We start from the raw sequence: 24419 nt of genomic DNA, 5'->3' as shown, positions 1-24419 counted from the left end.
ATTGACAAGTAGTTATATATTTTTTATATACTTGAAACTAAAATATTTATTTGAATACTTCTTTGATTACTTTTCCTTTAGCGTACTGTAAAGGAACTCCTAAAAGTTCGGCAATAGTACTTGCTATATCAATCTGTTCATAATTTCCGGTACTAATCGTAGTATTCTTTTTAAAATCCGGCCCAAGAGCAAAGAACTCAATATGTCTACATCCTTCACAATCATCACCATGATTTCTAAATCCACCTTTGCTGTCCAGATGTCTTCCATGATCATTAGAAACAATTAGTGTGGTCTTATCTTTATAAGCGGGCAGAGACTGAATATAATTCCAAATATCCTTAATAGAAGCATCCGTAGTTTTTATTGCCTGAATGTATTCATTATATTTATTATCATGTCCATATGAATCTACGTCTTTAAGATTGATAACAATCATATTAGGATTATACTTTTTCATGATCTCTTTTGTATTGGCCATCGTAACGGCATCCGCTCTATATCCAGATCCATTTCCGCTCACTCCGCAATCTACACTTGGCTGGAATTTGCCTTTCCAATCTGCCAATTTACAATCGTTCAAAACTTCCAGTTTATCTTTAGAGGCAATAACCCATGCTTTTGTTTTATCTGCTCCTGTGAATTTAAGCCATTGCTGCATTACAGACGGAAAGCCTGGTAATTCTGTCCCATCATTCTTAATATTTTCATATACTCCAGAACACATGGCGCTATGCCCGGGGTTGGTGCTTGTAGTTCCATTGTTTTTAAAATTACTGATAAATACTCCTTGACTCAAAAGGCTCACTCTATTAGGAATATTCTTTTTTGTTGATTCTTCCCAGGTCTCAGAAATACGGGGACCATCTACAACCAATAAAACAACATTCTTGGTTTCGTATTTTTTTTCAGTAGGCGCCTGTCCGTCTTTATCTCTATCTGAACATGAAAAAATAAAAAGAAGGAATGCTAAAAGTAAAATAGTCTTTTTCATAATTTGTAGAATTTTGGTTCTAAAATTAGGAAAATACATCATCGAGTAACATTAATTAATTGTTATACATTTTTAAAATTAATCATAACAACAGTATGTAATAGAAATCACGAAACTGAAATTAATAAAAAGCTTTCTTCATCTACTAGTCCACAATACGAACTTCAACGTTCTTATTCCACTTAAAATCCCGGATATTTCTTCTTAATATCTCCTGGTTAGTTTGTTCAAGCGCATAAATGGAAACCTCATCTTTTGATACAGCAATCATATTTTTAATCTTCAAAACGGCAATTTTTTTCCAATTTCGTGGAATATGCCCCTGAAACCATTCATCATATATTACTGCGATTTCATATTTGTTATTAGCAGTATATTGAATTAGAAAATTCTCAAATTCCTCATTTAAATTTCTTTTATCAGCGGTAAAAGGAATCATTTCTACAGATCCAAGCCCCACAATATCCAGCAAATGGATATCTGTATAGTAACTTATAGCACCAATATCATTCGCTACCACTTTAGATGTATTATAATAGGTATGTAAAAATCTTGCGGATTGTATTTGTTGTTCATAAATATTTTTTCCGCCATTCTCAAGAATACGATCTGCGAACCAACTTTTATAAAAAAGAAGCAGGATATTCATAATTACCAGGATAGTAATAAGTTTTTCTCCTTTGATGTAACTTTTATAGTCAGAAAACAGAGCAGATATTCTGGGAATAATTGCCATACAAAACCCTGTCAATATATAGGCTTCGTACCTGAACATCCCTTTAAGATCAGCAAACATGGTATGGCAAATCATTAAGAGGGAAAAAACAATTAGGAAAAAGTTCTTTATAATGATTTCTTTTAAAGACTTATTCCTGATAGTATCTCTGCATATGAAAACAATACTTATTAAAATTGGAAAAATACCTATTTTATAAAAGCTTTTATTAAGGAATAAATGATCAAGAAAGATCGTTTTAAGCCGCACAAACATTTCAGGTCCTAAAGTCAATTGAGTTCCTTTTACCACAACTGAATTGGGAAAAAAATAACCATCCTGCTGATAATTGAAATAACAGAATAATAATACAGGGACAAAACCTGCAATTAAAACACCTAAGGCATTTTTCCATTTTTTAACCGTAATAAGAACACCAGCGAGGATCACAAAATAAAACATACTTTCGAAGCGGACCAGCCCCATCAATATAAGGGAAAGATAAAATGCCGGAACTGCCATCCTGCTCTTATTCCAATTGCTGAAGGAATACATATTGACGATAAAAAGAAATACCTGAAAAACATGTTCCATACCGGAGAGTACCTGCAAATGCAAAACAGCAAAAAACAAAGTAACCAACGTTGCTAAAACAGTATTTCTTACATTCCTGAAAGTTTCTCCATAATACATGGAAAGGAAATAAAGAATTCCTAACGCGAAGGTTATATTAAAATACAGAGGGATCTGATCATGATTACCGAATACCTGGATTAAAAAACTGATCATAAAAGTAAACAAGGGAGAGGAAGAGGTAGAGGAAAACCCATACCTTGTAATCCCCCATACATCATGTAAAGCAAAATTCTTAGCGATAGCGAGATGAATATAAGCGTCGTCAAGAGGATATACATATTGTCCATCTGTTTTTGAAATACTAACTATATAATAAAATATACAGATACCAAAAAATACAAAAAGAGATAAAAAGAAACTCTGCAAACCTATATTTCGCGATGACGACATTTTATGATAAATTATAAGAATACCAAAGATAAGTATCATCAATCAGGAACCCACTATTTCGGCACAATATTTACTGCATTTATAGCATAAAAAAATAAACGTATGAAAAATGCCAGTATTATCGGTCTTAAAGAAACCGATTGTAAAAACATTTCGGAAAAGCTTAATGTACTATTAGCCAATTATTCAGTATTCTATCAAAACACAAGAGGTTCTCACTGGAACATCAAAGGTGACCAGTTTTTCACACTACATCCGAAATTTGAAGAATTATATAATAGCCTTGTATTAAAGATCGACGAAATTGCTGAAAGAATCCTGACCTTAGGAGCAACTCCCGGACATAATTATTCAGACTATTTAAAAATATCTACAATTAAAGAAAGTAAGGAAGTAAGTGACGGAACGAAAAGTGTAGAAATCATTTTAAATTCTTTCAAAGTAGTTTTGGATCTTCAGAGAGAGCTTCTTGATATTACCGAGAAAGCAGGAGATGAGGGAACAAATTCACAAATGAGCGACTATATTACGGAGCAGGAAAAAGAAGTATGGATGTATAACTCTTATCTGGGTAAATAACCCACAAAGATCATCGATATATAAAAAAAATCGTCTTACATTTAGACGATTTTTATTTTTAATTATTAAATTTGCGTTAAAATTACACAATATGCACGACGTACGATTGAATTCCATTCTAGATAATGATTTCTATAAAATAACCATGCAGAATGCCGTGGTCAAATTATTTCCAAGCTCCATCGTTAAATATGAATTTATCAACAGAGGAAAACATCAGTTTCCGGAAGGTTTTGATATTGCCCTAAGAGAAGCTGTAAACAAAATGGCCGAACTTAAGCTCACCAAAGATGAGAAAAAGTTTATGGCGAGAACCTGCCCTTACATCGACCTTCCCTACCTTGATTTTTTGGAAGGGTATCATTATGATCCTTCCGAAGTAAAGATCCATCAGGATGCCGGTGATCTTTCGGTAACTGTTGAGGGGCTTTGGTACAGAACTATCTTGTGGGAAGTTCCTTTATTAGCACTGATCAGCGAGCTGCATTACGAAATGAACCATATGGAAAGGGATTCCAATGAAATCGTTATGCATAGAACCATAGAAAAAGCAGATTCATTAGGAAGGCTTGGTGTTACTTTCGCAGAATTCGGAACCAGAAGAAGACATTCTTACAAAGTTCAGAACCTGGTGATGGAAGCACTGACCCAAAAAAAAGACTCCACTTTCATAGGAAGTTCAAATGTTCATTTCGCCATGAAATATGGGGTAAAGCCTATCGGAACCCATGCACATGAATGGTTCATGTTTCATGCGGCCGAATATGGCTTCAAAATGGCCAACGAACTGGCCTTGGAACATTGGGTAGATGTGTACAGAGGTGACCTTGGGGTTGCTCTTTCAGACACATATACCACTGATGTGTTTTTCCAGCAGTTTGATAAAAAGTTTGCAAAGTTGTTTGACGGAGTACGCCATGATAGTGGTGATGCACTGGAATTTGCTGATAAGACGATCGCTCATTACAAGAACAATGGAATCAATCCACTCTTTAAATACATCATTTTCTCTGATGCATTGAATCTTGAAAAAGTAGAAGAAATCACTAAATACTGTAAAGGTAAAATCGGTGTTTCATTCGGAATCGGAACCAATCTTACCAATGATGTCGGTTTGAAACCGATGAATATAGTTATGAAATTAATTGGTGTACAGGCTCCAAATAAAGAATGGATCCCAACTGTAAAATTATCTGATGAACATGGAAAATATACAGGTGATCCAAAAATGATCGAATTAGCAAAAGAGTTTCTTAGAATAAAAGATTAAGTAGATGCTAGATGTCAGATCTCAGACTTATAACTAAATAACCACTGTATCATGAAATTTAAAATTTATTTTTCTCTTAGTTTCCTGATAGCAACTTTATCTGTCGCTCAAGAGAAAAAAGAGGTAAAACCGAAATTCAACCAGGAACTGGCTACTTCGCTGGGAGCAGATCAATATGGAATGAAGGCTTATACTATTGTTATGCTTACAACAGGACCCGCAAAGATTGAAGACAAAGCTAAAATGAGTGAGATAATGAAAGGACATATGACTAATATTGGAAAATTAGCTGACGAGGGAAAGATTATAGTAGCCGGACCTTTTTTAGAAAAGAATAAGGAAAATTATCGTGGAATGTTTATTTTCAATACCAAGTCTAAAGAAGAAGCCGAACAATGGGTAAAAACAGACCCTGCAGTAAAGGCCGGAGTCTTCAGCTATGAACTTCTTCCCTGGTATGGATCAGCTGCCTTGCCTCTGTATGTAAAGCATCACCAAGAGATCACTAAGGAAAATCCATAAACAGGCTTTTATCCTCTTTATATATTTAATTAAACAGGATAAATTACCTGAAAAACAAGAGACAATCTGGCTGTATTTGTTACAACTGTCCTTAATTGCTTTTGTTTTATATTATTTATTTCCAATTAAAATAATAATTATATCTTCACCCATAACAAAATAACAACAATGAAAATAAGACTATTTGTTTTGATATTTTTAGTATCAGCAAAACTACTCTTCGGGCAAAATACTCCAAAAGAATATACGGAGAAAGTAAAAAAGGCCGAAGGATTTTATAAAGCCAAGGATTTTAAAAACTCTGCTAATAATTATTCCGAAGCATTTAGGTCTAATGGGTGGAAAGCCTCTCTTAATGACAGATATAATGCAGCATGCTCATGGGCAATGGCATCCGTAACGGATAGCGCATTTTCTCAGCTGGAAAAAATTGCTACTCAATTTAGTAATTATAACCATATAACAGGAGATACGGATCTGAACTCTTTGCATGCAGATGTTCGATGGAAGCCATTGCTTGAAAAAATTAAACTCAACAAGGAGAAAGCAGATGCCAAATTGAATAAACCTCTGGTTGAAAAGCTTGGAAGCATTTATAATGAAGATCAAAACGGTAGACGCGAGATTGGAGAAATTGAAAAAAAATACGGCCGGGATTCAAAGGAAATGCAAGAGCATTGGAGAACTATAATTAAAAAGGATTCTTTAAATTTAATAGAAGTAAAAGCTATTCTTGATAAATATGGTTGGTTAGGCCCTGATGTAGTAGGTAACCAAGGAAACACTACCTTATTTCTTGTTATACAACATGCTGATTTGGAGACGCAGGTAAAATATTTGCCCATGATGAGGGAAGCTGTAAAAAATGGAAAAGCCCAAAGCGGTAGCTTAGCTCTTTTAGAGGATAGAATTGCTTTAAGACAAGGTAAAAAGCAAATTTATGGAAGCCAGATTGGACAAGATCCTGAAACTCACGCATTTTATGTATCACCTTTAGAAGATCCTGACCATGTAGATAAAAGACGGGCAGAAGTTGGACTTCCTCCATTAGCAGAATATGTAACCCATTGGAATATGAAGTGGGACCCGGAACAATATAAAAAAGATCTACCGAATCTCGAAGCCAAAGAAAAACGCAAATAGAATAAAATTATTTTCAGATAGTTCTATTCTCATGGAATAATTTACTACTTTAGTGTATCTAACTCATTCTTATTTACTTAATTATAAAAAAGTAATAAAAAATCACTAAACAAAAAAAATTAAACCATGAAAAAATCTAATTCAAAAAAACTTTCAAGAACAGAATTAAAAGATGTAATGGGAGGAACATTGTATCCGGCACAATGCCCGGGAGGATGCCCTGGTGAGGCCTTGATCAGATGTCCTGACGGCTCTACCACGATGACTAATTTTATATGTATGGGTGGAAGATGCGAACCGGCCGCAATGTGCAAGCCATTGGTTCTTGAGCCGTTCCCGGATCCGATTATCATCACGCCATAATCTGACCAAAGACAATATACAAAGTGAGCTTTCCGGCTCACTTTTTTTATTCATAAATCAAAAAAATGCCGGAATCCTCACATTCCGGCAAACAAAACTAACATGTAATAAAATTGAAAGAATTATAATGTTGCTTTGTATTTTTTCTGATATGCATAATAGAAAATAACAGGCAATACGGTAAAAGACAATATCATGCATATAATCAATCCTCCCACGATCATAATGGCTAAAGGCTTTTGAATCTCAGACCCCATTCCATTGGACATTGCTGCGGGAAAAAGCCCCATTGATCCCATCAAGGCAATCATTATCACCGGTCTGATTCTGCTTTGAACTCCCTGGCTGATTGCTTCTTTCAGGGACATTTTATTCTGAAGATTTTCTTTCATAACCCCTATTAATACAATTCCGTCAATTGTTGCAACACCAAACAGGATAATAAACCCTATTCCCGCTGAAATTCCAAAAATAGTTCCGGTAAACCAAAGTGATAAAAACCCGCCAATAAATGCAAAAGCCAATGTTACAGATGAAATCAGTGTATCTTTAATGTTACCGAAGTTAAAGTAAAGCAACATCAGGATAAGCAAGAGCGAAATCGGAACAACCATTGCCAACTGTTTGGCAGCCCTCTCTTTACTTTCGAATTCCCCTGCCCAGGTCATTTTATGGTTTTTAGGAATATGTACATCTTTTGCTACTTTTGCTTTTGCATCTTTAATCGTACTTCCAAGATCTCGTCCCTCAATATTAAATCCGACACCAATATATCGGCTATTACCTTCGCGATAAATAAAGGATGGCCCGGTATGGTAGTCAATCGTTGCAATTTCCTTCAACGGCACCTTCTTATTATCCTGTGTCGGAATCAGAATATTTCCTATTTTCTCCGGATTATCACGATATTGTTTTTCAAATCTTAGCATCACGTCAAACATCCTTTCATCTTCATAGAATTTTGTTGCTGCCTGCCCTCCGATAGTCATTTCAATCACCGCCTGTGCATCAGCAGTTGAGACACCGTATTTTGCCATTTTGGAATCATGAAGCTGGATCCTTAATTCCGGTAAGCCTATATTTTTAAAAACATTCACATCGGAAATTCCGGGTACGGTTCTAATGGAATTCGCAACCTGATTGGCATAGTTTTCAAGCTGGAAAAGGTCATTACCAAAAATCTTGATCACCAGAGGAGCCTTTACCCCTGCCACATATTCTTCCACATTATCCTGAATAGGCTGGCTGAACCCAAAATTAATGCCGGGATATTTTTCCAGCGAAACCCTCATTTCCTCCAGAAGTTCTTCTTTGGAAATCTTTTTCTTCCATTCATTTTCAGGTTTCAACTGAATATTAAATTCAATATTAAAAAACCCCGTCGGGTCTGTTCCGTCATTCGGACGACCGGTTTGCGTCATTACAAATTCCACTTCATCATATCTGGAAAGTAATTGTTTCATTTCTTTAGTAAGCCTCACGGATTCATCGAGATTTACACTATTGGGAAGGGTGGCACGAACATAAATTGCCCCTTCATTAAGCTTTGGTAAAAATTCCGATCCATAATTGGAAAACCTCCATCCACAAATAACCAAAAGAACCCCAAATCCTATAATAAAAGTTTTTTTGTAGCGTGCGCTTAACGCGTAAAGCTTATAAATGTTCACCCTGAAAAATTTCGAAATAAAATTCTCCTTTTCTTCTATATCCTTCGTGAGCAAAAGTTTACACATTGCAGGAACATAAGTTAAACTCAGAATCAAAGACCCCAGCAAAGCATACCCTAGGGTAAATGCCAATGGAGAAAACATTTTGCCTTCTACTTTCTGGAAGGAGAAAATAGGCATTAACGCTACAATAAGAATTAAAAGGGCAAAGAAAATATACCCTGCAACACTTCCCGCACTTTTCTTGATAATGCCCAGTTTCGACATTTTATTGAATCGCCGTAAGCCTACCTTTTTGGCCTTTTGTTCGAGAGCTACAAAAACATGCTCTACAATAACGAGTGTACCCTCCAGAAGCAGACCAAAGTCAAGGGCTCCCATTGAAATAAGATTAGCCGGCAATCCCTGGATCCTCAGCATAATGATCGCAAATAAAAATGCCAAAGGAATAACCGACGCCACAATAAATGTTGTTCGCCAATTGTATAAAAATATAAATACAATAATAGATACCAGAATCACCCCTTCCACCAAATTTTTGGATACGGTATGCACAGTGGTATTTACAAGTTCTGTACGATCGATGATAGGAACGATCTTTACATCGCCTGGCAATTCTCCTCCGTTCAATTCACCGATTCTTTCTTTAAGACGTCCAATCACCTCACTCGGATTCTCCCCACGAAGCATGATCACAATTCCTTCTACAACATCATTTTCTTTATTGTACCCCACCTGCCCTAACCTTGGCTTGGCAGAAACTTTTACTTCGGCCACATGCTTCACCAGAATCGGGGTGGATCCTTTAACCTCAATTTGTATGTTTTCAATATCTTCTTTACTTTCCAGAAGCCCTATACCACGAACCACATATGCCTGATCTCCTTTTGAAACCACATCTCCCCCTACATTAATATTACTTTTGGAAACAGCTTCATAAACATCCAATGGCGAAAGATCATAATTATGTAATTCAGTTGGATTGATCTTTATTTCATAAATCTTTTCTTCTCCCCCGAAACTTACAACATCCGCAACCCCCGGGACCGCACGAAGCTCTCTTTCAATCACCCAATCCTGAATAGAGGTAACCTCTTTAATAGGCAATTTACTTTTAATGATGTATCTGTAAATTTCTCCGGTAGCACCTGAAGGTGGTTCTATACTGTAATTTGCTCCATTAGGAAGTTCAACATTCCCCAATCGGTTCGAAGCATATTGCTGGGCATAAAAATCATCCACATGATCATCAAAAATAACCGTCACCACAGATAAACCAAATAAAGAAATAGACCGTACTGAGGTTTTATTCGGTATTGTGCTCATTTCTTTTGAAATTGGAAGCGTGACAAATTTTTCTATCTCTTCAGCACTTCGTCCCGGCCATTGTGTAATTACCCTCACCCTGGTGTTTGTAACATCCGGAAACGCTTCTATTGGAGTATGCATGTAAGAATAAATTCCACCAGCAAGCAAAAGCAGAGTACCCAGAAGTACAATCAAAGAATTTTTTAACGAGAAAGAAACTATACTTTGTACAAATTTTCGCATTACTTCGTAGAATTATTGGATTGATTTTTCATGTTTTCGTAGATAAGCAATCCATTGGAAGCAATAACCATCTCCCCTTCTTTAAGGTCTCCTTCTACATAAATGTACTGACTGTTGGATGCCACTTCGGTAACAGCTCTCATTTCTATGGCACAATCTTTTTTATAGACCACAACATAACTTTGGTTATTATCAAAGATCAGAGCTTTGGCAGGAATTGCCAATGCTGTTCTGTTTTGTGCATTAATAGGTAAAACAATATCTGCAGACATTCCCGGTCTAAGTTTCATATTATTATTGTCCATAATAATTTTAGCTTTCAACACTCTTTCATTTTCATTAAAAACCTGGGAGATGACATTAATCTTTCCGGAAAAACTATCATCCGGATAGGCAAGCGTTTTTACTACTACAGGCTGATTCACGTACACATGTCTCATATTGGTAGCATACACATTAGCCATTACCCACACCTTATCAAGATTAGAAATGGTAAAAAGCTGTTCACCTCCGGCAGTTACAGGCATACCGGTAGAAATATTTTTAGCAATTACGTAACCATCTGCAGGAGCTTTAACCTGCATATTTGTACTGCCTGCAGAATACAGCTGCATATTCTTTTTGGTTTTGGAAATATTGGACTGTATGATCTGAACTTCAGACCTTGCTTCCTGCAAATCTTTTTGTGAGGCAATATCATCTTTATACATTGCCTCCACAGAAGAGAGCTTTCTTTTAGCAACAGCCAACTGAGCCTGTAAAGTTTGGGTATCATCCTGCATTTCGTTTAGGGATACACTTTTTATACTGGCAAGGACTTGTCCTTTTTTTACATAATCACCCAGGGAAAAATAAGTATCCGTAACCACTCCATCCACTAAACTTACAAAAGGAACTGTTTTATCAGAATTGCTTTCAACTTCTCCGGTAAGAGTAATACTTTCTTCCACAGAGCGCATTTCTACTTTTGCCAGCTTAAGATCTTTTTTTAGCTCTTTGCTAATGCAGTAGTTTTTGGATCCGGTATTTTCATTGAGCTTTTTCTCTGTGCAACCGGTCAGGACAACAAGTGCTAAAAAATAGCCAGCTGCCATATATTTTGTGCTATTCATTTTCATATTTATAAGTCTTGCCCTACAACGTACTGTAGGTTTTCATAATATTGATTAAGTTCTTTTTTCGTATCGAGTATGATCATTTTATTTCCGATGTAGGTTTCCAGGAAATCCATATATTCCAGCATGCTGATATTTCTCAATCTGAAGTTTTTCTCATGACTGGCCAATAAACCATCCAAAGTACTTTCATACGGTCCATCAAGTTCCTCAGAAATCTTTTGCGTTCGGGTATAATTCTGAAATACGGAAACGATTTCATTTTCCGATTTAAGGATGTTTTTGCGGGTCTCAAAATTGGATTTGGTAACCTCCAGTTTAGCCTCCTGGATATTTCCTTTATTTCTGTCGAAAACCGGAAGATCAAATGAAATACCCAACCCTACAAAATCCTTCATGATATTTCCACCCCGGTCATATCCCACGGAGAGCGCTATGTCAGGAGTTCTGAGAGCTCGTTGTAATTCAAGATTTTTTTGTGCGTATTTCTCTTTATTTTTTGTAATCCGGATGTCCGGACGATTTTCTTTGGCAATATTCAGCCAGTTGGATAATTCCAACTCAGAAAGCTCCTTTTCAGGAATTGACAAATGATCTGTAATAACAAGATAAGATGTAGCCGGAAGAATGAGTAAAGCTTTTAACTCGACCTGTTGTTCCGCAATTTCCTGTTGTAATGAAATTAATTTCTTTTTGAATTCAATTTCCTGGGCCTTCAGCCTCACATATTCGGATTTGCTTATGTTTCCAAGGTTTAACTGATTCTGATAGGATTTTGTTAGTTTTTCTATAGAGGAAATCTGACCGCGATACAGTTTCTGCTGTTCCTGATTGTAGATAACCTCTGTCAGAGTATTTCGTAATAACTTTTTCAGCTCACGCAATACTTCCTGCAATTCATACTTTTCTCCATCTACTTCAATTTTCTGTAGTTCTATATTTTTCCTCCTTTTTCTTGCAGTCTGGATTACCTGCTCTATCTCAGCAGAGAATTGGGTATTCTTTCCCCAATTCCCTATTAAAGCTGGCTGCTGTTCGATATCGTAAGTACGCCAAAGATTAACTTCATTGACAGTCAGCTTAGGATTAGGCCAGAATTTCGCCTGAACGACACGGGCTTCCGCCTGGGAAATTTCCAGTTTTTGCGCAATAATATCAAGGTTATTCGCAAGAAATAATGTTTCCGCTTCTTTTCTTCCAATCTGCAACGTGTCCGCAATTTGTGCCGAAAAGAACCCGAAAAAATGAATATAGAATAGTGTAAAAATGATTTTCTTCAAGGTCTTCTGTTTAAGACCACAAAGCTATTTTGTAAACATTAAAGCCAATTCCAAATACCATTAAGATTCGGTTAGTCCAAAATTAGAATTCGATTAGAAAACTATTTTGTAACCGGAAATATGAGCGATACCTGGGTTCCTGAGCCCACAACAGAATTAATTTTCATCTGAATATGATGATGATCGAATATGCTTTTAGATAAGGATAGGCCAATGCCACTTCCTTTTATATTATCTACATTTTTTCCGCGATAAAAAGTTTCCGTGATCTTTTGAAGATCATCCTCCGAAATACCTCTGCCCTGGTCCTTAACTTCAATCAATAAATGTCTATCCTGTTCTTCAGACAACACAATCTCTACAGAATGATGCCCGGAATATTTAATAGCATTTTCAACAATATTGTACAATGCCAGATAAAGCAAAGTTTCATTACCCGGAAATTCCAGTAAATCAGGAGTGTTTACCAGAAGATTGATTTTAATAGAAGAGTTATTTTCCTGGGCTTTAGGATTTAGCTTTTCATATATCTTCCAGATCAGCTCGTCAATTCTTACCTGCTGGTGAGAATTTTCAAGCTTCGTAAGACCTGACATCAACAGCAGGTTATTAAGGATACTTTCAATTTCATATACATTATCCAATGATTCTTTCACCACTTTACGGTATTCTTCAGGCGTCCGGTCCTTTTGAGCAAAAACCTCAAGATTGCCCGAGATAGCGGCTAATGGTGTTTTAAATTCATGAGACACATAGTTGATAAAATTCTGCTGAAGCAAAATACTTTCAGAAATTCTTCCAAACAATTTATTATAGGACTTGATCAGGTCATCTATTTCATCATGAGTATGGGTAGATGTAATTGCGCTGGAAATATTGGTATAATCTACATTATTGATCCTATCCACAACATTGGATAGAGGTTTATACACGATTTTGGAAAGATACCTGCTCAGGAAATAAATAACAAGTAATCCTAAAATCAGTACTGCCAGCATAATTATGGAAAGCCTTACCATTTGTGATTTAAAAGAATCATTCGGGGCTTTGACAAAAACGACAAAGTCACCCTGATTATCCGGATAGAATATGCCGTAATAAAAATTATTCCCGGCCATAAACTGTACCATCTTATTATTTCTTGCAGACTTCAGATGAAGTGCTTTGATATTCTTATCATTCAGGTTCTGCCCAAAAGTAACTTCATTGTATTTATTGTAAACGGCTACTTTTTTATTCTCTATCAAATGATTGTATTCCGTTTTTATCTGGGCATGCCTGCTTTTTGGCAATTCATCTTTTTCCAGATAATAAATGGCAGAAATAAGGGCCGTATTTCTTAATCTTTCAAAATAAGAGATTCTGGTACTGTCATAATAAGCAAAAAACACCACCGCAAAAGCGATGATGGTAACAATACCGAATGAAAGACTCGAAATTATGGTAAACCTGTTTCTTAACGTCATCTTTAATCTTTAATCAGATATCCTGTTCCTTTAATTGTGTGGATAATCTTTTGATCCGTTTCATCAATTTTATTCCGCACATAAGAAATGTACACATCAACAACATTCGTCGTACTGTCAAAATCAATTCCCCATACATTATGTAAGATCTGAGTCCTGCTCAGAACTTTGTTTTTATTTTCTAAAAGGAAAGTCAAAAGTTTATATTCTGTAGGGGAAAGTTCAATTTCTTTATTATCCTGAACCACTTTGTGGAGATCTGTATCAATTGTAAGGTTACCACAACGTAAAAGCTGCGATCCTTCCTGATAGCTTAATTTATTTCTTCTGGTCAATGCTTTGATTCTCGAAATCAATTCTTCAAAATGGAATGGCTTTGATAAATAATCATCGGCTCCCAGATCAAGCATTTTTATTTTATCATCAGGACTATTCAAAGCGCTAAGAACCAGAATCGGAGTATAATTTTTTTTGAAGCGGATGATCTGCGTCAGCTGCATTCCATCCAGCCCTGGCAACATAATATCCATGAGAATAATATCAAAGTCATAGGTACTGATTAGATCACGGGCTTTCTCTCCGGAATCTGCGAGAACCATTTGATATCCGGCCTCGCCCAAGCCTTTGACAAGAAATTTACTGATTCGCTCATCATCCTCTACTAACAAAATGTTCATAAACACTTAAATTTCCTATAAATATAAGTATTCTTATTCAGAAAGGAGATTGTGGAAAGAAAGCTGGGAGCAATTGAAATCTTACAAAAAGTCACTAAGTATTTTATTTTTATCTATTTAAAAAACTTAAACTATTTAACGGAAAACAACAGGTTCCTGATCTCACTTCCAGCTTCCAGCGTTTTTTCATAATTTTGAAGAATGGAGATGACATATTTAATCGTAGGTTTTATAACCGGTGCCTTATTAGGTGCCGTTATTTTATATTTTATGCTGAAATCTTCAATGGTTTCAAGGGCTTCTTATGACGAGGTAAACAATTTATATATAAGAAAGAATTCTGATCTGGAAAATATCAATCAAAAAATCCAGGAATTATATCAGGACATCAATCATGAAAAAGATCAGAATCAGCAACAATCAGATCTTCTCAATGATCTTAAAAATGAATATGCAAAAATTTCCGCGGAATATTCATCTTTAAATAGTCAGTTTCAGGAACAGAAACAAATTATTTCCAAACAAGCCTCGCAGCTTGAAAGCCTTCTTACGGAAAAGCAGCATTTATATGCGCGTAACTCTGAACTTTCGGCAGTGAATGAAAATTTACAGAAATCACTTCAAACCCAGAAAGAAGAAATTATTAAGATCCAGGAAGATTCAAAGGTTCAGTTTGAAAATTTAGCCAATAAAATCCTCGAGGAAAAAGCTGAAAAATTTACTACTCTGAATCAAAATAACCTTAAAACTATTCTTGAGCCTTTTCAGGAAAAGATCACTGATTTGAAAAACAGGGTAAATGAAGCTTATGAAAAAGAAAATAAGGAGCGTTTTTCGCTGGCTGAAAAAGTAAAAGAACTGGCGGAGCTCAATCAGCAGATTTCCGAAGATGCAAAAAAACTGACCCGGGCCTTAAAAGGAGAAAGTAAAACACAGGGAAACTGGGGAGAAATGATTCTTGAAAGCATTCTTGAAAAATCAGGACTGGTTAAAGGAAGGGAATATTTTCTAGAACATGAGCTGCGTGATGAGGATAATAAGGCGTTATTTTCAGAGTTTTCAGGAAAAAAAATGCGCCCGGATGCGGTAGTAAAGTATCCTGATGAAAGAAATGTTATTGTGGACTCCAAGGTTTCCCTCACTGCCTTTACAGAATTAGTAGACGAAACCGATCCTGAAATCTACGCCATCAAATTAAATCAGCATCTATCGTCCGTAAAAAATCATATCTCTCAATTAAGCCAGAAGGCTTATGATGATTATGGCAAATCTTTAGATTTTGTGATGATGTTCATTCCAAGTGAACCGGCCTATATTGCAGCAATGCAGGCCGATCAGAATTTATGGAATTTTGCTTATGACAAAAGGATCCTGCTTTTAAATCCAAGCAACCTGATTACTTCCTTAAAACTCATTGCAGATCTCTGGAAACGAGAATATCAGAACAGAAATTCTATGGAGATTGCAGACCGGGGGGCCAGATTATATGATAAGTTTGTAGGTTTTGTAGAAAACCTTGAAAAAGTAGGTAAAAATCTAGATCAGGCCAAAAATGTTTTTAATGATGCTTATAAACAGTTATCTACCGGAAATGACAACCTGATTATCCAAACACAAAAACTTAAATCCCTGGGAATAAAAAATAAAAAAGAGCTTCCTCAAAGCCTTATTGATAATAGTGAAAATATAACCAGCATAGAATAATGATCAAATGAAAAAAACACAAATTATTTTTGCAATAAGCCTTGTTATATTCTTGATTTCTTTAACACAAGTAGCTGTTTACACGCAAGGGCGTGAAACCGATGCTTCTAACTGCTTTCTTTTAGGATGGCTTGAGCTAGAAAATAATATAGCCTGGTTAGCCAATCCTTTATTGTTTATTTCATGGCTTGCCCTACTTTTAAAACAGGTTAAAGTATCTGTTATTTCCAGTCTGATCGCTTTCTGTCTGTCATTATTTTATTTTTCATCAAAAACGATAATTATTGATGAAGCAGGTAACGAGTCTGCCATCATTTCTTTTGGTGCAGGATATTACCTGTGGGTTACCAGCTGTTTGTGTATGGTAGTTGGAAGCAGTATTCTTTTAAACTCATCTAATAAAGAAAAACATAGTAAGCTTTTCTAAATACAGCTACTGAATTTTAATATTTCTCTTTCTCATCCTTTTTCAGTTCTTAGGAAACAAAAACCGATCAATAAATTTCCATAATTTTGCAGCATGTTAATAGAAAGTTTTCAAAACGATAAAATCAAGAATATTACTAAGCTTCTTACAGATAACAGATTTCGTAAAAAATCTAAAATCTTTGTAGTAGAAGGCCAACAGGAAAATGAAAGGGCTCAGAAGTTTGATTTTGAACCGGTCGAATTTTATATCTGCGAAAAAATTTTCAAAGGAGAAACTCCTCTTGGGAAGGTATTTTATGTCAGTGAAAAAGTATATGAAAAAATTGCATACAGAGGCACTTCGGAAGGGATCATTGGAATTTATAAAGCCAAAGAAGCTGACCTTTCCTCTTTTAAACCTAAAAAGGATGCAACTGTAATTATTGTTGAAGGAATTGAAAAACCAGGAAACCTTGGTGCTATTTTAAGAAGTTGCGAGGCCTTTGGAATAGATGCACTGATTATTACAGATGCAAAAGCTGATTTCTATAATCCTAATGTGATCCGATCAAGTGTCGGATGTCTTTTCGGAATGGAAGTATTCCAGGCCGGGAATGAAGAAACCCTTGATTTTCTGAAAAAGAATCAGTTCGGTATTTATACAACCATTATGGACAAAGACTCTGAAGATCTCTACAAAAGGGATCTGACCAAAAAGTCTGCAATCTTATTCGGAACCGAGCATTCGGGTTTAAGTGATTTCTGGATTGGCAAAGGGGAAAATACATTAATTCCTATGGCAGGAAGTATAGATTCTTTAAATCTTAGTAATGCCGTAGCCATTACGTGTTACGAATCCCTGAGACAGAAAAAGGAATAAGGAAGATAATATATATAATAAAAAAACCGCTTCGCTGAGCGAAACGGTTCTTTTATTTAGTAACGTACTAGAATTATTTCTTAGCAGCGTCTTTAACTTCTTTAGCAGCTTCTTTAGTTGCATCTTTAGCAGCATCAGCAGCACCTTTAGCAGCATCAGCAGCTCCAGCAGCAGCACCTTTAGCAGCGTCAGCAGCAGCAGCAGTAGTTGCAGCAGCAGCACCTTTAGCAGCGTCTACAGTAGCAGTAGCAGCAGAATCAACAACTTGAGCAGCAGAATCAGCTACAACAGCAGCAGAATCAGTAGCAGCAACAGCAGCAGAATCAGCAGCACCTTCAGTAGAAGTAGCTTCAGTTTTTTTACAAGCAACTAGAGAGATTGCAGCGATAGCAGCTACGAATAACGACTTTTTCATAATAAATTAAATTTAATTTTGTTAATATTGTTTTATAAAATTTTCTTTCGTTCTGTTATTTGAACAAGACAAAGGTAGAGCAGATAGAAAGTTTGTCTATGAAAAATAATTGTAATACCTTTGTAAAACAATTTTACAAATAAGTACAACTGATAATCAATAACTTAATCACTTTATATAAACTTGACAGATTTAGATCTATTACACTTTGAGCAGCTGAAAAGGGATGTACAGGCTCAATATTTAGAAGAATACACTCCTTCCTATGATGATATTTCTAAATGGAAGGGGATTGATATTATCTATTTTCAGGAGGATCTTCGGAAAAAGGCGAAGGGAAACATCAGCGAAAAATCATTTTATACTTATTTCAAGAACTCACCGGTAACAAAATTGCCTAGGATAGACATGCTCAATTTATTGAGTATTTATGCGGGATACGACTCATGGTACGAGTTTAAAAAGCAACATCTTTTTGCAGGAGAATTATTACAGGATGAGAAAGATCTCAGCGATGAAGAACTGCAGGAATTGGAAGAAACGATCAATCAGCTACCTTCAACGCCAAAAAATGATGATCAACCACAAAAAACACCTATAAAAGGGCAAGAAAATGTTGATTTACAAAAATCAAATACTGAAAATCAAATAGTTAACCAAAATCAAAATTTCAACACTTTATCCGATACAGTTTCCCCTGAACCGGAAAAAAAGTTCATGAAAAGGAATGCCTGGGCCATGATAACCTCCATTTTAATTATCATTACAGGAGTTTTAGGTTTTAAGGATGAAATTTTCTCTAAAGAGTATAAATACTGTTTCACAGATGCAGACAGAGGGGTTGCAGTAATCAATACCTTAGAAATAAAAGTATTTAAAGAAAACGAATCCCCAATCCTGTTTAAAATTAACCCGGGAGAATGTTTCAGGTACTCTACGAAGGATAAAATTCTGAAAATGCAGATCACGGCACCCTTCTACGAACCTCTAACTGTTAACAGAAGCCTGGAGAACGCCCCTGAGGAGGAAATGATCGAAATGAAGCCGGATGATTATAAAATGGCGGCTTATTACTTCTCTATCAAAGATGTAAAGGGAGGAAATCCGGAAGAACAATTTGCACTGATCAAACAAAAAAGAAAACAGTTAGAAAATTTAATCAGCAACAGTGCCGTAATTTATCAGGTATATGACAACGATACGTATGGTATAGAAACTTTAGACAAACAAAAATATATTACCCTTGTGACGACTCCTACAACATCCCTGAAAAATTTAAAGGTGATTGAGATGAAAAAGGATGATAAGGGTAAAATAATATCTATTAAATTTAAAATTGCAAATACTGATGAAAAGAATAAATAAATTTTTAATTGCCTTATTACTGATAACAGCTTTTATTTCCTGTAATAATAAAAAAAGCGAGGTAAGTGATCTGGATAAATTGAGGAACAGCAATAATACAAAAACCTATCCGGCAGTTCAGATGGACAGTATGCAAGCTATTAATTCTATTACCAAGCAGAAAGTGCAGGAGCTTTTAGACTTATCTACATTATACCTGTCAGGAAAAAGAAATACGGAAATTGATACGGTAATTTACTCCCAGATGGAAAGCTATTTTCACAAACCGGACAGCCTTACCTTCAAAAATCTTTTCAGGGAACTAGACAGCTTAAAGGTGAAATCCGTGAAAGTAAATAACCTGGAGGTACATAAGGACTTTTATAAAAAAGATACTTTGGATTATGCAAAATTCAATGTAGAGTATTTCGACGATAAGAACAGATCACTTGGAACTTTTGAGAAAAACGCTCAATACACCCTTATGTCAAAACCAATAAAATTCAAAAAAGAATTCAAATTTTACTTTTTAAAATTCTATTCCTCTCCTGTAAAGAAAGACAGTACCTCAGTAGGAGTAACCAAATAATCTAAAGGGATATCATTTTCCCAGATATCATCTATAATCTCATCGGGATTGAAGTAATTCACCCCGATTTTTTTTGGTTTTCCGTAAAGTTCCTGAAAAAAGCTATCATAAAAACCTTTTCCATATCCTACCCTATTTCCTAAACCATCGCAGTAGAGAACAGGGGTTATCACAAGGTCAAATTCCTTTATGCCGGAATCCTGATTGGAAAAAGGCTCTGAAATCCCCCAGGAACTGGTTTCAAACAGGGAGTCTCTAAATATTTCAATTGAAATAAGCTTCTGATCAACAACTTTCGGGACGAAAACACGAATGCCACTGTTTAAGAAATACTCAACAAAAATCTGAGTATTGATCTCATTAAACTTTGCAATAGGAAGAAAAATATGCACCTTCTGACCTGGGAATGGCTTAAAAAAATTAACAAAATTTTTGAAAATTGCTTCAGATAACAAGAAAACCTCATCAGATGACAAGGTTTTTCTTTTTTGCATATATTCTTTTCTAAGTTCGGACTTCAGCATTTGTACTTCTATTCTTGTTATACTCCTTCCGAAGGTTGTCCGATCTTATATAATTTGTCTGACAAACGAATTCTAAAAGGAATTTCAAAAGTAATCTGATCTCCTTTTTTTGCCGTTTCACTTGAGCTTCCATTCACATAAATCTCAGTAATCGTCAATTCCTTTTCACCTGTTGTAGGTCCTGAAATCAATACTTTGTCACCCACGGTAAGTTCTTTATTTTCAATCAGGAATTGTCCGATCTTTGATTTTGAATAATAATGTTCTGCTTTCCCAATCAATACTTTTTTAACCGCTATTTTTTTGCGGATATCTTTGGTTTCGGCTTTTTTTAAAGGTTTAGCAGGTAAATCACCGGAATTCTTAAATTTCAAAGCATCGGATTTGCCTTTTCTGAAAACCTTGTTTCCTACCTGTAATCCTTTCCTTAATTTCACCTGTTCTTCCATTGGCAAATGTATGATATCCAAACACTCTGTAGAGCAGCAGTTTTCCATTGCCGCTTTACATTCATCACATTGGATAAAGAGTAGATGACACGCATCATTAGAACAATTGGTATGATTGTCACAAGGCTTTCCACATTGGTGGCACTGTGAAATGATATCATCTGTAATTCTTTCGCCTAAACGGTGGTCAAATACAAAGTTCTTACCGATGAATTTACTTTGTATTCCTTCCTCTTTTATCTGGCGGGTATATTCAATAATTCCACCTTCTAGCTGGAACACGTTTTTAAAGCCCTGATGTTTAAAATAAGCACTGGCTTTTTCACAACGGATCCCGCCGGTACAATACATCAACAGATTTTTGTCTTCTTTAAAATCCTGTAATTGCTCGTTGATAATCGGTAAGCTTTCTCTGAAGTTTTCCACATCAGGTGTAATAGCCCCTTCAAAATGACCGACTTCACTTTCATAATGGTTCCTAAAATCAACCACAATGGTGTTAGGATCCTCAAGCATATTATTAAATTCCTGAGCTTTTAAGTGAATCCCTTTATTGGTTACGTCAAAAGTATCATCATTTAATCCATCGGCAACGATTTTATGTCTGACCTTTATTGTTAATTTTAAAAAAGAATGATTGTCTTGCTCAACAGCTACGTTCAAACGAATTCCTTTCATAAATTCATACACCTCCAGTGTATCGCGGAAAGCCTCAAACTGATCTGCAGGAACGCTCATCTGAGCATTGATTCCTTCGTGAGCAACATAGATACGCCCTAAAGCATCAAGTGCATTCCAGGCTATAAATAATTCGTCGCGAAATTTTTTGGGATCTTCAATTTTGGCATACGCATAGAAAGACAATGTAAGACGTTCCTTACCGGCTTCATCAATAAGTTGAGCTCTTTCTTCTGCGCTTAAGGTGTTGTACAGTTGCATGCTATAAACGTTTTAAGTGAGAAAAATTTTTGCAAAGATAATCATTTTTTCTATTAGCCCCATTCTCGGTTTAAAACACTATCTTTAATGGTGCTGAAGAAAAAGATTAATAAATATGGTAATTTACTGTATGATAATACAGACAATTTAACCTTTGTGACAATACAACCATCTATATGTCATATTGTCTTTAATAAATTTTTAAGTTTCGTTAATTGAGATTTCATCAATTATCAGTAATACCATAAAAATACCGTATTCCTGTTAAATTTTAGTTAAAGTTGAAACACATTGCACTAATTGCACACCTATTTAGCATTAAATTTGTTTACTGTAAAACCAGAATTAATTAATAAAAAATAAAAGAAGATATACAATGAAGAGTACTTTAAAAAAACTATTACCATTTGCTGTAGTAGGAGTTATCTCAGGAGCTACTACCGTTGGCACGATACAATATTTCGGTCACAATGCCAACAACGGAGACCAATCTTATTTTACTAAATCTGCCAATACTTCTTTCGCTGGAATGAATACGGCAGCTACAGGAGATGATTTTGTAAAAGCTGCAAAAACAACAGTTCCTGCTGTAGTTACCATTAAAAATTACCAGACCAGGACTTCAAGCAGAGCGTCGGAGCAGGATTTATTTGATTTCTTCTTCGGAGATCCTTTTGGAGGAAGAGGCGGACAACAAAGACAGAAACAACAACAGATTCCGGACAACATGCCTTCAGGGATGGGTTCAGGAGTTATCATTTCTCCGGACGGGTATATCATTTCAAACAACCATGTTGTAGCAGGTGCCAATAAACTGGAAGTTGTTTTAAGCAATAAAAAGTCATATATCGCTACATTAGTAGGAACCGATCCTAATACGGATATTTCCTTATTAAAGATAGAAGAAAAGGGACTACCCTATTTGAATTTTGCTAATTCAGACAACATTGAAGTAGGGCAATGGGTTCTTGCTGTAGGTAATCCGCTTGGGCTGAACTCTACGGTAACTGCCGGTATTATTTCTGCAAAAGGAAGAGGAATCGGCATTCTTGGATCACAAGGAAAAGCAAGTAATCCGATTGAAAGTTTTATCCAGACAGATGCTGCTATTAACCCTGGAAATTCAGGAGGAGCCCTTGTAAATGCCAATGGCGACCTGATCGGGATCAATTCGGCCATTCAATCTACCACAGGTTATTATCAGGGATATGGATTTGCAATCCCTTCTAACCTGGCAAGAAAAATTGTTGAGGACATTAAAAAGTTTGGAATTGTACAGAGAGGATTCTTAGGAGTTGCTTCTTTAGACCTTTCAGATGATCAGCAGGTTGCTATGTACAACAAGCAGAAAAAAGCCAACGTTAAAGTAGGTTCCGGAGTTTATGTTACAGAAGTTACGGACAACAGTGGTGCTGAAAATGCAGGAATCAAAAACGGAGATATCATCACTAAAATAGACGGAACATTAATTACAGACTTTGCAGATCTTTCTATGGCGGTAGGAAGCAAACGTCCTGGTGATAAAGTTCAGGTTACTTATCTGAGAAACGGTAAAGAAAATGTGACTACGGTTACTTTAAAAGACCAGAAAGGAGGAACTTCTACGAGAACTAAGGCTGATCTTAGCGTTACAGAAAAAATAGGATCTGAATTTGAACCATTAAGTGATTCCTTTAAAACCAGCTACGGACTAAACAGTGGTGTTATCGCTAAGAACGTATCAGAAGGAAGCGAAATGGCTAAAATAGGAGTTGTAGATAACTATATCATTATAGAGATCAATGGTAAGCCGGTAAACTCACAAAAAGATGTTGAAAAGATCCTTGACAAGTATCAGGGAAATGTTCAGGTGAAGTTTGTGGATGAATATGGAAGAATCTATACAAAAGGTTTCAAAATGCCTTAATCAATAAAGAAACTATAAATAAAAAAACGCTGCAAATGCAGCGTTTTTTTATTTTGTTTTATTCATTTTATCAGCAATCCTCTTTTTCTTATTCCTTTCATAAATAACTTCTACAATCTTACCTCCGATCCAGGAGAAAGGGAAAAAGGTAAGAAATATGGAAATTTTATAAAATGTAGGATGGTAAGGAAATATAATAACATCCAGCATTGCTATGAACAGCATGATAAAGCCAATGAGAATAGCATAGGCTACTTTAGCATATTTTACAATAATCGCAGTTGCCACACCTCCGATTGTTGTTCCTAAACCGGAAATAAACAACAGAAATCCAAAAAAGGCTCCGTCATTTCTCATGCTGTACAGAAATCTCTGCCAGTGTTCAAAAGGGGCAAAAGCGTCAAAAGTAATCCACTGCGGAAAAGCTCTTATACCAAGAGTAATAATAAGCCCTGCAATACCAAGACCTACCAACACCGCAAATGTATTTCTTATAAAGCTCATTAATCCTGATGTGCAATCATCGAAATTTCAATATCAACATTCTTAGGCAGGCAAGAAACCTGTACCGTTTCACGAGCCGGATAGCTTTCTGCATCCAGATAAGATGCATAAATATCATTCATCACAGCAAAATCATCCATACTCTTAAGAAATATTGTCGCTTTTACAACGTTTTTAAAAGTCATCCCCGCTTCAGTAAGAATTGCCTCAAGATTTTTCATTACCTGATGAGTTTCTTTCTCAATTCCTTCTACCAATTTACCTGTTGCAGGATCTACAGGAATCTGACCTGAAATATATAAAACTCCGTTAGCCATATTTGCTTGTGAGTAAGGTCCGATTGCTGCAGGAGCATTAACTGTGTTGATTATTTGTTTCATATGTGG

23 protein-coding genes are annotated in these 24419 nt (G+C 35.8%); 11 read left to right on the top strand and 12 right to left on the bottom strand.

What is annotated here, in order from left to right:
- Window positions 1-46: 46 nt before the first annotated feature.
- Complete coding sequence (locus MTQ00_RS18015) at window positions 47-994, bottom strand: sulfatase-like hydrolase/transferase (protein WP_273650539.1); 948 nt, start codon at window positions 992-994, stop codon at window positions 47-49.
- Between the two features lie 145 nt (window positions 995-1139).
- Window positions 1140-2735, bottom strand: a complete 1596-nt coding sequence (locus MTQ00_RS18010; protein WP_273650538.1) for a hypothetical protein — start codon at window positions 2733-2735, stop codon at window positions 1140-1142.
- Between the two features lie 102 nt (window positions 2736-2837).
- Between MTQ00_RS18010 and MTQ00_RS18005 the strand changes: the two genes are divergently transcribed.
- The 5 genes from MTQ00_RS18005 (at window position 2838) to MTQ00_RS17985 (ending at window position 6612) form a co-directional block, all read left to right on the top strand.
- Window positions 2838-3314 (top strand): Dps family protein, encoded by a 477-nt coding sequence (locus MTQ00_RS18005; protein ID WP_172284572.1) that lies wholly within the window; start codon window positions 2838-2840, stop codon window positions 3312-3314.
- 91 nt (window positions 3315-3405) lie between these two features.
- On the top strand, window positions 3406-4584 hold the full coding sequence (pncB, locus tag MTQ00_RS18000; protein ID WP_273650537.1) for a nicotinate phosphoribosyltransferase: 1179 nt from the start codon (window positions 3406-3408) through the stop codon (window positions 4582-4584).
- Window positions 4585-4635: 51 nt separating this feature from the next.
- Window positions 4636-5106, top strand: coding sequence for a YciI family protein (locus MTQ00_RS17995; RefSeq protein WP_273650536.1), 471 nt, complete (start codon window positions 4636-4638; stop codon window positions 5104-5106).
- Between the two features lie 168 nt (window positions 5107-5274).
- Complete coding sequence (locus tag MTQ00_RS17990) at window positions 5275-6249, top strand: DUF6624 domain-containing protein (protein ID WP_273650535.1); 975 nt, start codon at window positions 5275-5277, stop codon at window positions 6247-6249.
- Window positions 6250-6375: 126 nt separating this feature from the next.
- A complete protein-coding gene (locus MTQ00_RS17985; RefSeq protein ID WP_172284580.1) occupies window positions 6376-6612 on the top strand; it encodes a hypothetical protein in 237 nt (78 codons plus the stop codon).
- Between the two features lie 122 nt (window positions 6613-6734).
- On the opposite strand, the gene MTQ00_RS17980 is transcribed toward MTQ00_RS17985, so the two are convergent.
- The 5 genes from MTQ00_RS17980 to MTQ00_RS17960 all read right to left on the bottom strand — a co-directional run bounded on the left by MTQ00_RS17980 (window position 6735) and on the right by MTQ00_RS17960 (window position 14371).
- The gene (locus tag MTQ00_RS17980; protein WP_273650534.1) at window positions 6735-9833 is read right to left on the bottom strand and encodes an efflux RND transporter permease subunit; all 3099 of its coding nucleotides are present in this window, start codon (window positions 9831-9833) and stop codon (window positions 6735-6737) included.
- On the bottom strand, window positions 9833-10945 hold the full coding sequence (locus tag MTQ00_RS17975; RefSeq protein ID WP_273650533.1) for an efflux RND transporter periplasmic adaptor subunit: 1113 nt from the start codon (window positions 10943-10945) through the stop codon (window positions 9833-9835). Before MTQ00_RS17975 ends, MTQ00_RS17980 begins: the two co-directional genes overlap by 1 nt.
- 8 nt (window positions 10946-10953) lie before the next feature.
- Window positions 10954-12228 (bottom strand): TolC family protein, encoded by a 1275-nt coding sequence (locus tag MTQ00_RS17970; protein WP_273650532.1) that lies wholly within the window; start codon window positions 12226-12228, stop codon window positions 10954-10956.
- A gap of 101 nt (window positions 12229-12329) precedes the next feature.
- A complete protein-coding gene (locus MTQ00_RS17965; RefSeq protein WP_273650531.1) occupies window positions 12330-13694 on the bottom strand; it encodes a sensor histidine kinase in 1365 nt (454 codons plus the stop codon).
- Between the two features lie 2 nt (window positions 13695-13696).
- Entirely contained in the window at window positions 13697-14371 is a 675-nt protein-coding gene (locus MTQ00_RS17960; protein ID WP_172284590.1) for a response regulator transcription factor, read from the bottom strand.
- 201 nt (window positions 14372-14572) lie between these two features.
- On the opposite strand from MTQ00_RS17960, the gene rmuC reads away from it, so the two are divergent.
- The 3 genes from rmuC (at window position 14573) to MTQ00_RS17945 (ending at window position 17363) form a co-directional block, all read left to right on the top strand.
- On the top strand, window positions 14573-16075 hold the full coding sequence (rmuC, locus tag MTQ00_RS17955; RefSeq protein ID WP_373428016.1) for a DNA recombination protein RmuC: 1503 nt from the start codon (window positions 14573-14575) through the stop codon (window positions 16073-16075).
- Between the two features lie 7 nt (window positions 16076-16082).
- Window positions 16083-16502, top strand: coding sequence for a hypothetical protein (locus MTQ00_RS17950; RefSeq protein WP_172284592.1), 420 nt, complete (start codon window positions 16083-16085; stop codon window positions 16500-16502).
- A gap of 93 nt (window positions 16503-16595) precedes the next feature.
- Window positions 16596-17363 (top strand): TrmH family RNA methyltransferase, encoded by a 768-nt coding sequence (locus tag MTQ00_RS17945; protein ID WP_273650530.1) that lies wholly within the window; start codon window positions 16596-16598, stop codon window positions 17361-17363.
- A 73-nt stretch (window positions 17364-17436) separates the two neighbouring features.
- Here MTQ00_RS17945 and MTQ00_RS17940 read toward each other — a convergent pair whose 3' ends face one another.
- Complete coding sequence (locus tag MTQ00_RS17940; protein ID WP_172284597.1) at window positions 17437-17778, bottom strand: hypothetical protein; 342 nt, start codon at window positions 17776-17778, stop codon at window positions 17437-17439.
- A 183-nt stretch (window positions 17779-17961) separates the two neighbouring features.
- On the opposite strand from MTQ00_RS17940, the gene MTQ00_RS17935 reads away from it, so the two are divergent.
- Window positions 17962-19143: a hypothetical protein gene (locus MTQ00_RS17935; protein ID WP_273650529.1), complete on the top strand. Its 1182-nt coding sequence runs from the start codon at window positions 17962-17964 to the stop codon at window positions 19141-19143.
- Window positions 19127-19711 carry a hypothetical protein gene (locus MTQ00_RS17930; RefSeq protein WP_172284601.1) on the top strand — a complete coding sequence of 195 codons (585 nt, stop codon included), beginning with the start codon at window positions 19127-19129 and terminating at the stop codon, window positions 19709-19711. The genes MTQ00_RS17935 and MTQ00_RS17930 overlap by 17 nt, the downstream gene beginning before the upstream one ends.
- Here the strand turns inward: MTQ00_RS17930 and MTQ00_RS17925 are convergent.
- On the bottom strand, window positions 19660-20205 hold the full coding sequence (locus MTQ00_RS17925; RefSeq protein ID WP_262888852.1) for a 5-formyltetrahydrofolate cyclo-ligase: 546 nt from the start codon (window positions 20203-20205) through the stop codon (window positions 19660-19662). The two genes, MTQ00_RS17930 and MTQ00_RS17925, sit on opposite strands and share 52 nt — an antisense overlap.
- A 47-nt stretch (window positions 20206-20252) precedes the next feature.
- A complete protein-coding gene (gene trhO / locus MTQ00_RS17920; protein WP_273650528.1) occupies window positions 20253-21623 on the bottom strand; it encodes an oxygen-dependent tRNA uridine(34) hydroxylase TrhO in 1371 nt (456 codons plus the stop codon).
- Window positions 21624-21999: 376 nt separating this feature from the next.
- Between trhO and MTQ00_RS17915 the strand changes: the two genes are divergently transcribed.
- Window positions 22000-23529 (top strand): trypsin-like peptidase domain-containing protein, encoded by a 1530-nt coding sequence (locus MTQ00_RS17915; RefSeq protein ID WP_172284607.1) that lies wholly within the window; start codon window positions 22000-22002, stop codon window positions 23527-23529.
- Between the two features lie 48 nt (window positions 23530-23577).
- On the opposite strand, the gene MTQ00_RS17910 is transcribed toward MTQ00_RS17915, so the two are convergent.
- Together MTQ00_RS17910 and MTQ00_RS17905 are read right to left on the bottom strand one after the other, a co-directional pair.
- Entirely contained in the window at window positions 23578-24033 is a 456-nt protein-coding gene (locus MTQ00_RS17910) for a hypothetical protein (protein ID WP_172284609.1), read from the bottom strand.
- A complete protein-coding gene (locus tag MTQ00_RS17905; RefSeq protein ID WP_045491236.1) occupies window positions 24033-24413 on the bottom strand; it encodes a RidA family protein in 381 nt (126 codons plus the stop codon). Before MTQ00_RS17905 ends, MTQ00_RS17910 begins: the two co-directional genes overlap by 1 nt.
- Window positions 24414-24419: the final 6 nt, after the last annotated feature.

The organism is Chryseobacterium sp. B21-037, assembly GCF_028570785.1.
Classification (GTDB): Bacteria; Bacteroidota; Bacteroidia; order Flavobacteriales; family Weeksellaceae; genus Chryseobacterium; species Chryseobacterium proteolyticum.
The sequence above is the reverse complement of the archived record's forward strand: the minus strand, read 5'-3'. Positions and strand labels throughout refer to the sequence as shown.

Coding starts and splice junctions, on each gene's coding strand:
- MTQ00_RS17960 (WP_172284590.1), bottom strand. CDS start 14,371: ATGAACATTTTGTTAGTAGAGGATGATGAGCGAATCAGTAAATTTCTT.
- MTQ00_RS17950 (WP_172284592.1), top strand. CDS start 16,083: ATGAAAAAAACACAAATTATTTTTGCAATAAGCCTTGTTATATTCTTG.
- MTQ00_RS18005 (WP_172284572.1), top strand. CDS start 2,838: ATGAAAAATGCCAGTATTATCGGTCTTAAAGAAACCGATTGTAAAAAC.
- MTQ00_RS18015 (WP_273650539.1), bottom strand. CDS start 994: ATGAAAAAGACTATTTTACTTTTAGCATTCCTTCTTTTTATTTTTTCA.
- MTQ00_RS17925 (WP_262888852.1), bottom strand. CDS start 20,205: ATGCAAAAAAGAAAAACCTTGTCATCTGATGAGGTTTTCTTGTTATCT.
- MTQ00_RS17980 (WP_273650534.1), bottom strand. CDS start 9,833: ATGCGAAAATTTGTACAAAGTATAGTTTCTTTCTCGTTAAAAAATTCT.
- MTQ00_RS17905 (WP_045491236.1), bottom strand. CDS start 24,413: ATGAAACAAATAATCAACACAGTTAATGCTCCTGCAGCAATCGGACCT.
- MTQ00_RS17985 (WP_172284580.1), top strand. CDS start 6,376: ATGAAAAAATCTAATTCAAAAAAACTTTCAAGAACAGAATTAAAAGAT.
- rmuC (WP_373428016.1), top strand. CDS start 14,573: ATGGAGATGACATATTTAATCGTAGGTTTTATAACCGGTGCCTTATTA.
- MTQ00_RS18010 (WP_273650538.1), bottom strand. CDS start 2,735: ATGTCGTCATCGCGAAATATAGGTTTGCAGAGTTTCTTTTTATCTCTT.
- MTQ00_RS17995 (WP_273650536.1), top strand. CDS start 4,636: ATGAAATTTAAAATTTATTTTTCTCTTAGTTTCCTGATAGCAACTTTA.
- trhO (WP_273650528.1), bottom strand. CDS start 21,623: ATGCAACTGTACAACACCTTAAGCGCAGAAGAAAGAGCTCAACTTATT.
- MTQ00_RS17915 (WP_172284607.1), top strand. CDS start 22,000: ATGAAGAGTACTTTAAAAAAACTATTACCATTTGCTGTAGTAGGAGTT.
- MTQ00_RS17945 (WP_273650530.1), top strand. CDS start 16,596: ATGTTAATAGAAAGTTTTCAAAACGATAAAATCAAGAATATTACTAAG.
- MTQ00_RS17990 (WP_273650535.1), top strand. CDS start 5,275: ATGAAAATAAGACTATTTGTTTTGATATTTTTAGTATCAGCAAAACTA.
- MTQ00_RS17975 (WP_273650533.1), bottom strand. CDS start 10,945: ATGAATAGCACAAAATATATGGCAGCTGGCTATTTTTTAGCACTTGTT.
- MTQ00_RS17910 (WP_172284609.1), bottom strand. CDS start 24,033: ATGAGCTTTATAAGAAATACATTTGCGGTGTTGGTAGGTCTTGGTATT.
- MTQ00_RS17940 (WP_172284597.1), bottom strand. CDS start 17,778: ATGAAAAAGTCGTTATTCGTAGCTGCTATCGCTGCAATCTCTCTAGTT.
- MTQ00_RS17965 (WP_273650531.1), bottom strand. CDS start 13,694: ATGACGTTAAGAAACAGGTTTACCATAATTTCGAGTCTTTCATTCGGT.
- MTQ00_RS17930 (WP_172284601.1), top strand. CDS start 19,127: ATGAAAAGAATAAATAAATTTTTAATTGCCTTATTACTGATAACAGCT.
- pncB (WP_273650537.1), top strand. CDS start 3,406: ATGCACGACGTACGATTGAATTCCATTCTAGATAATGATTTCTATAAA.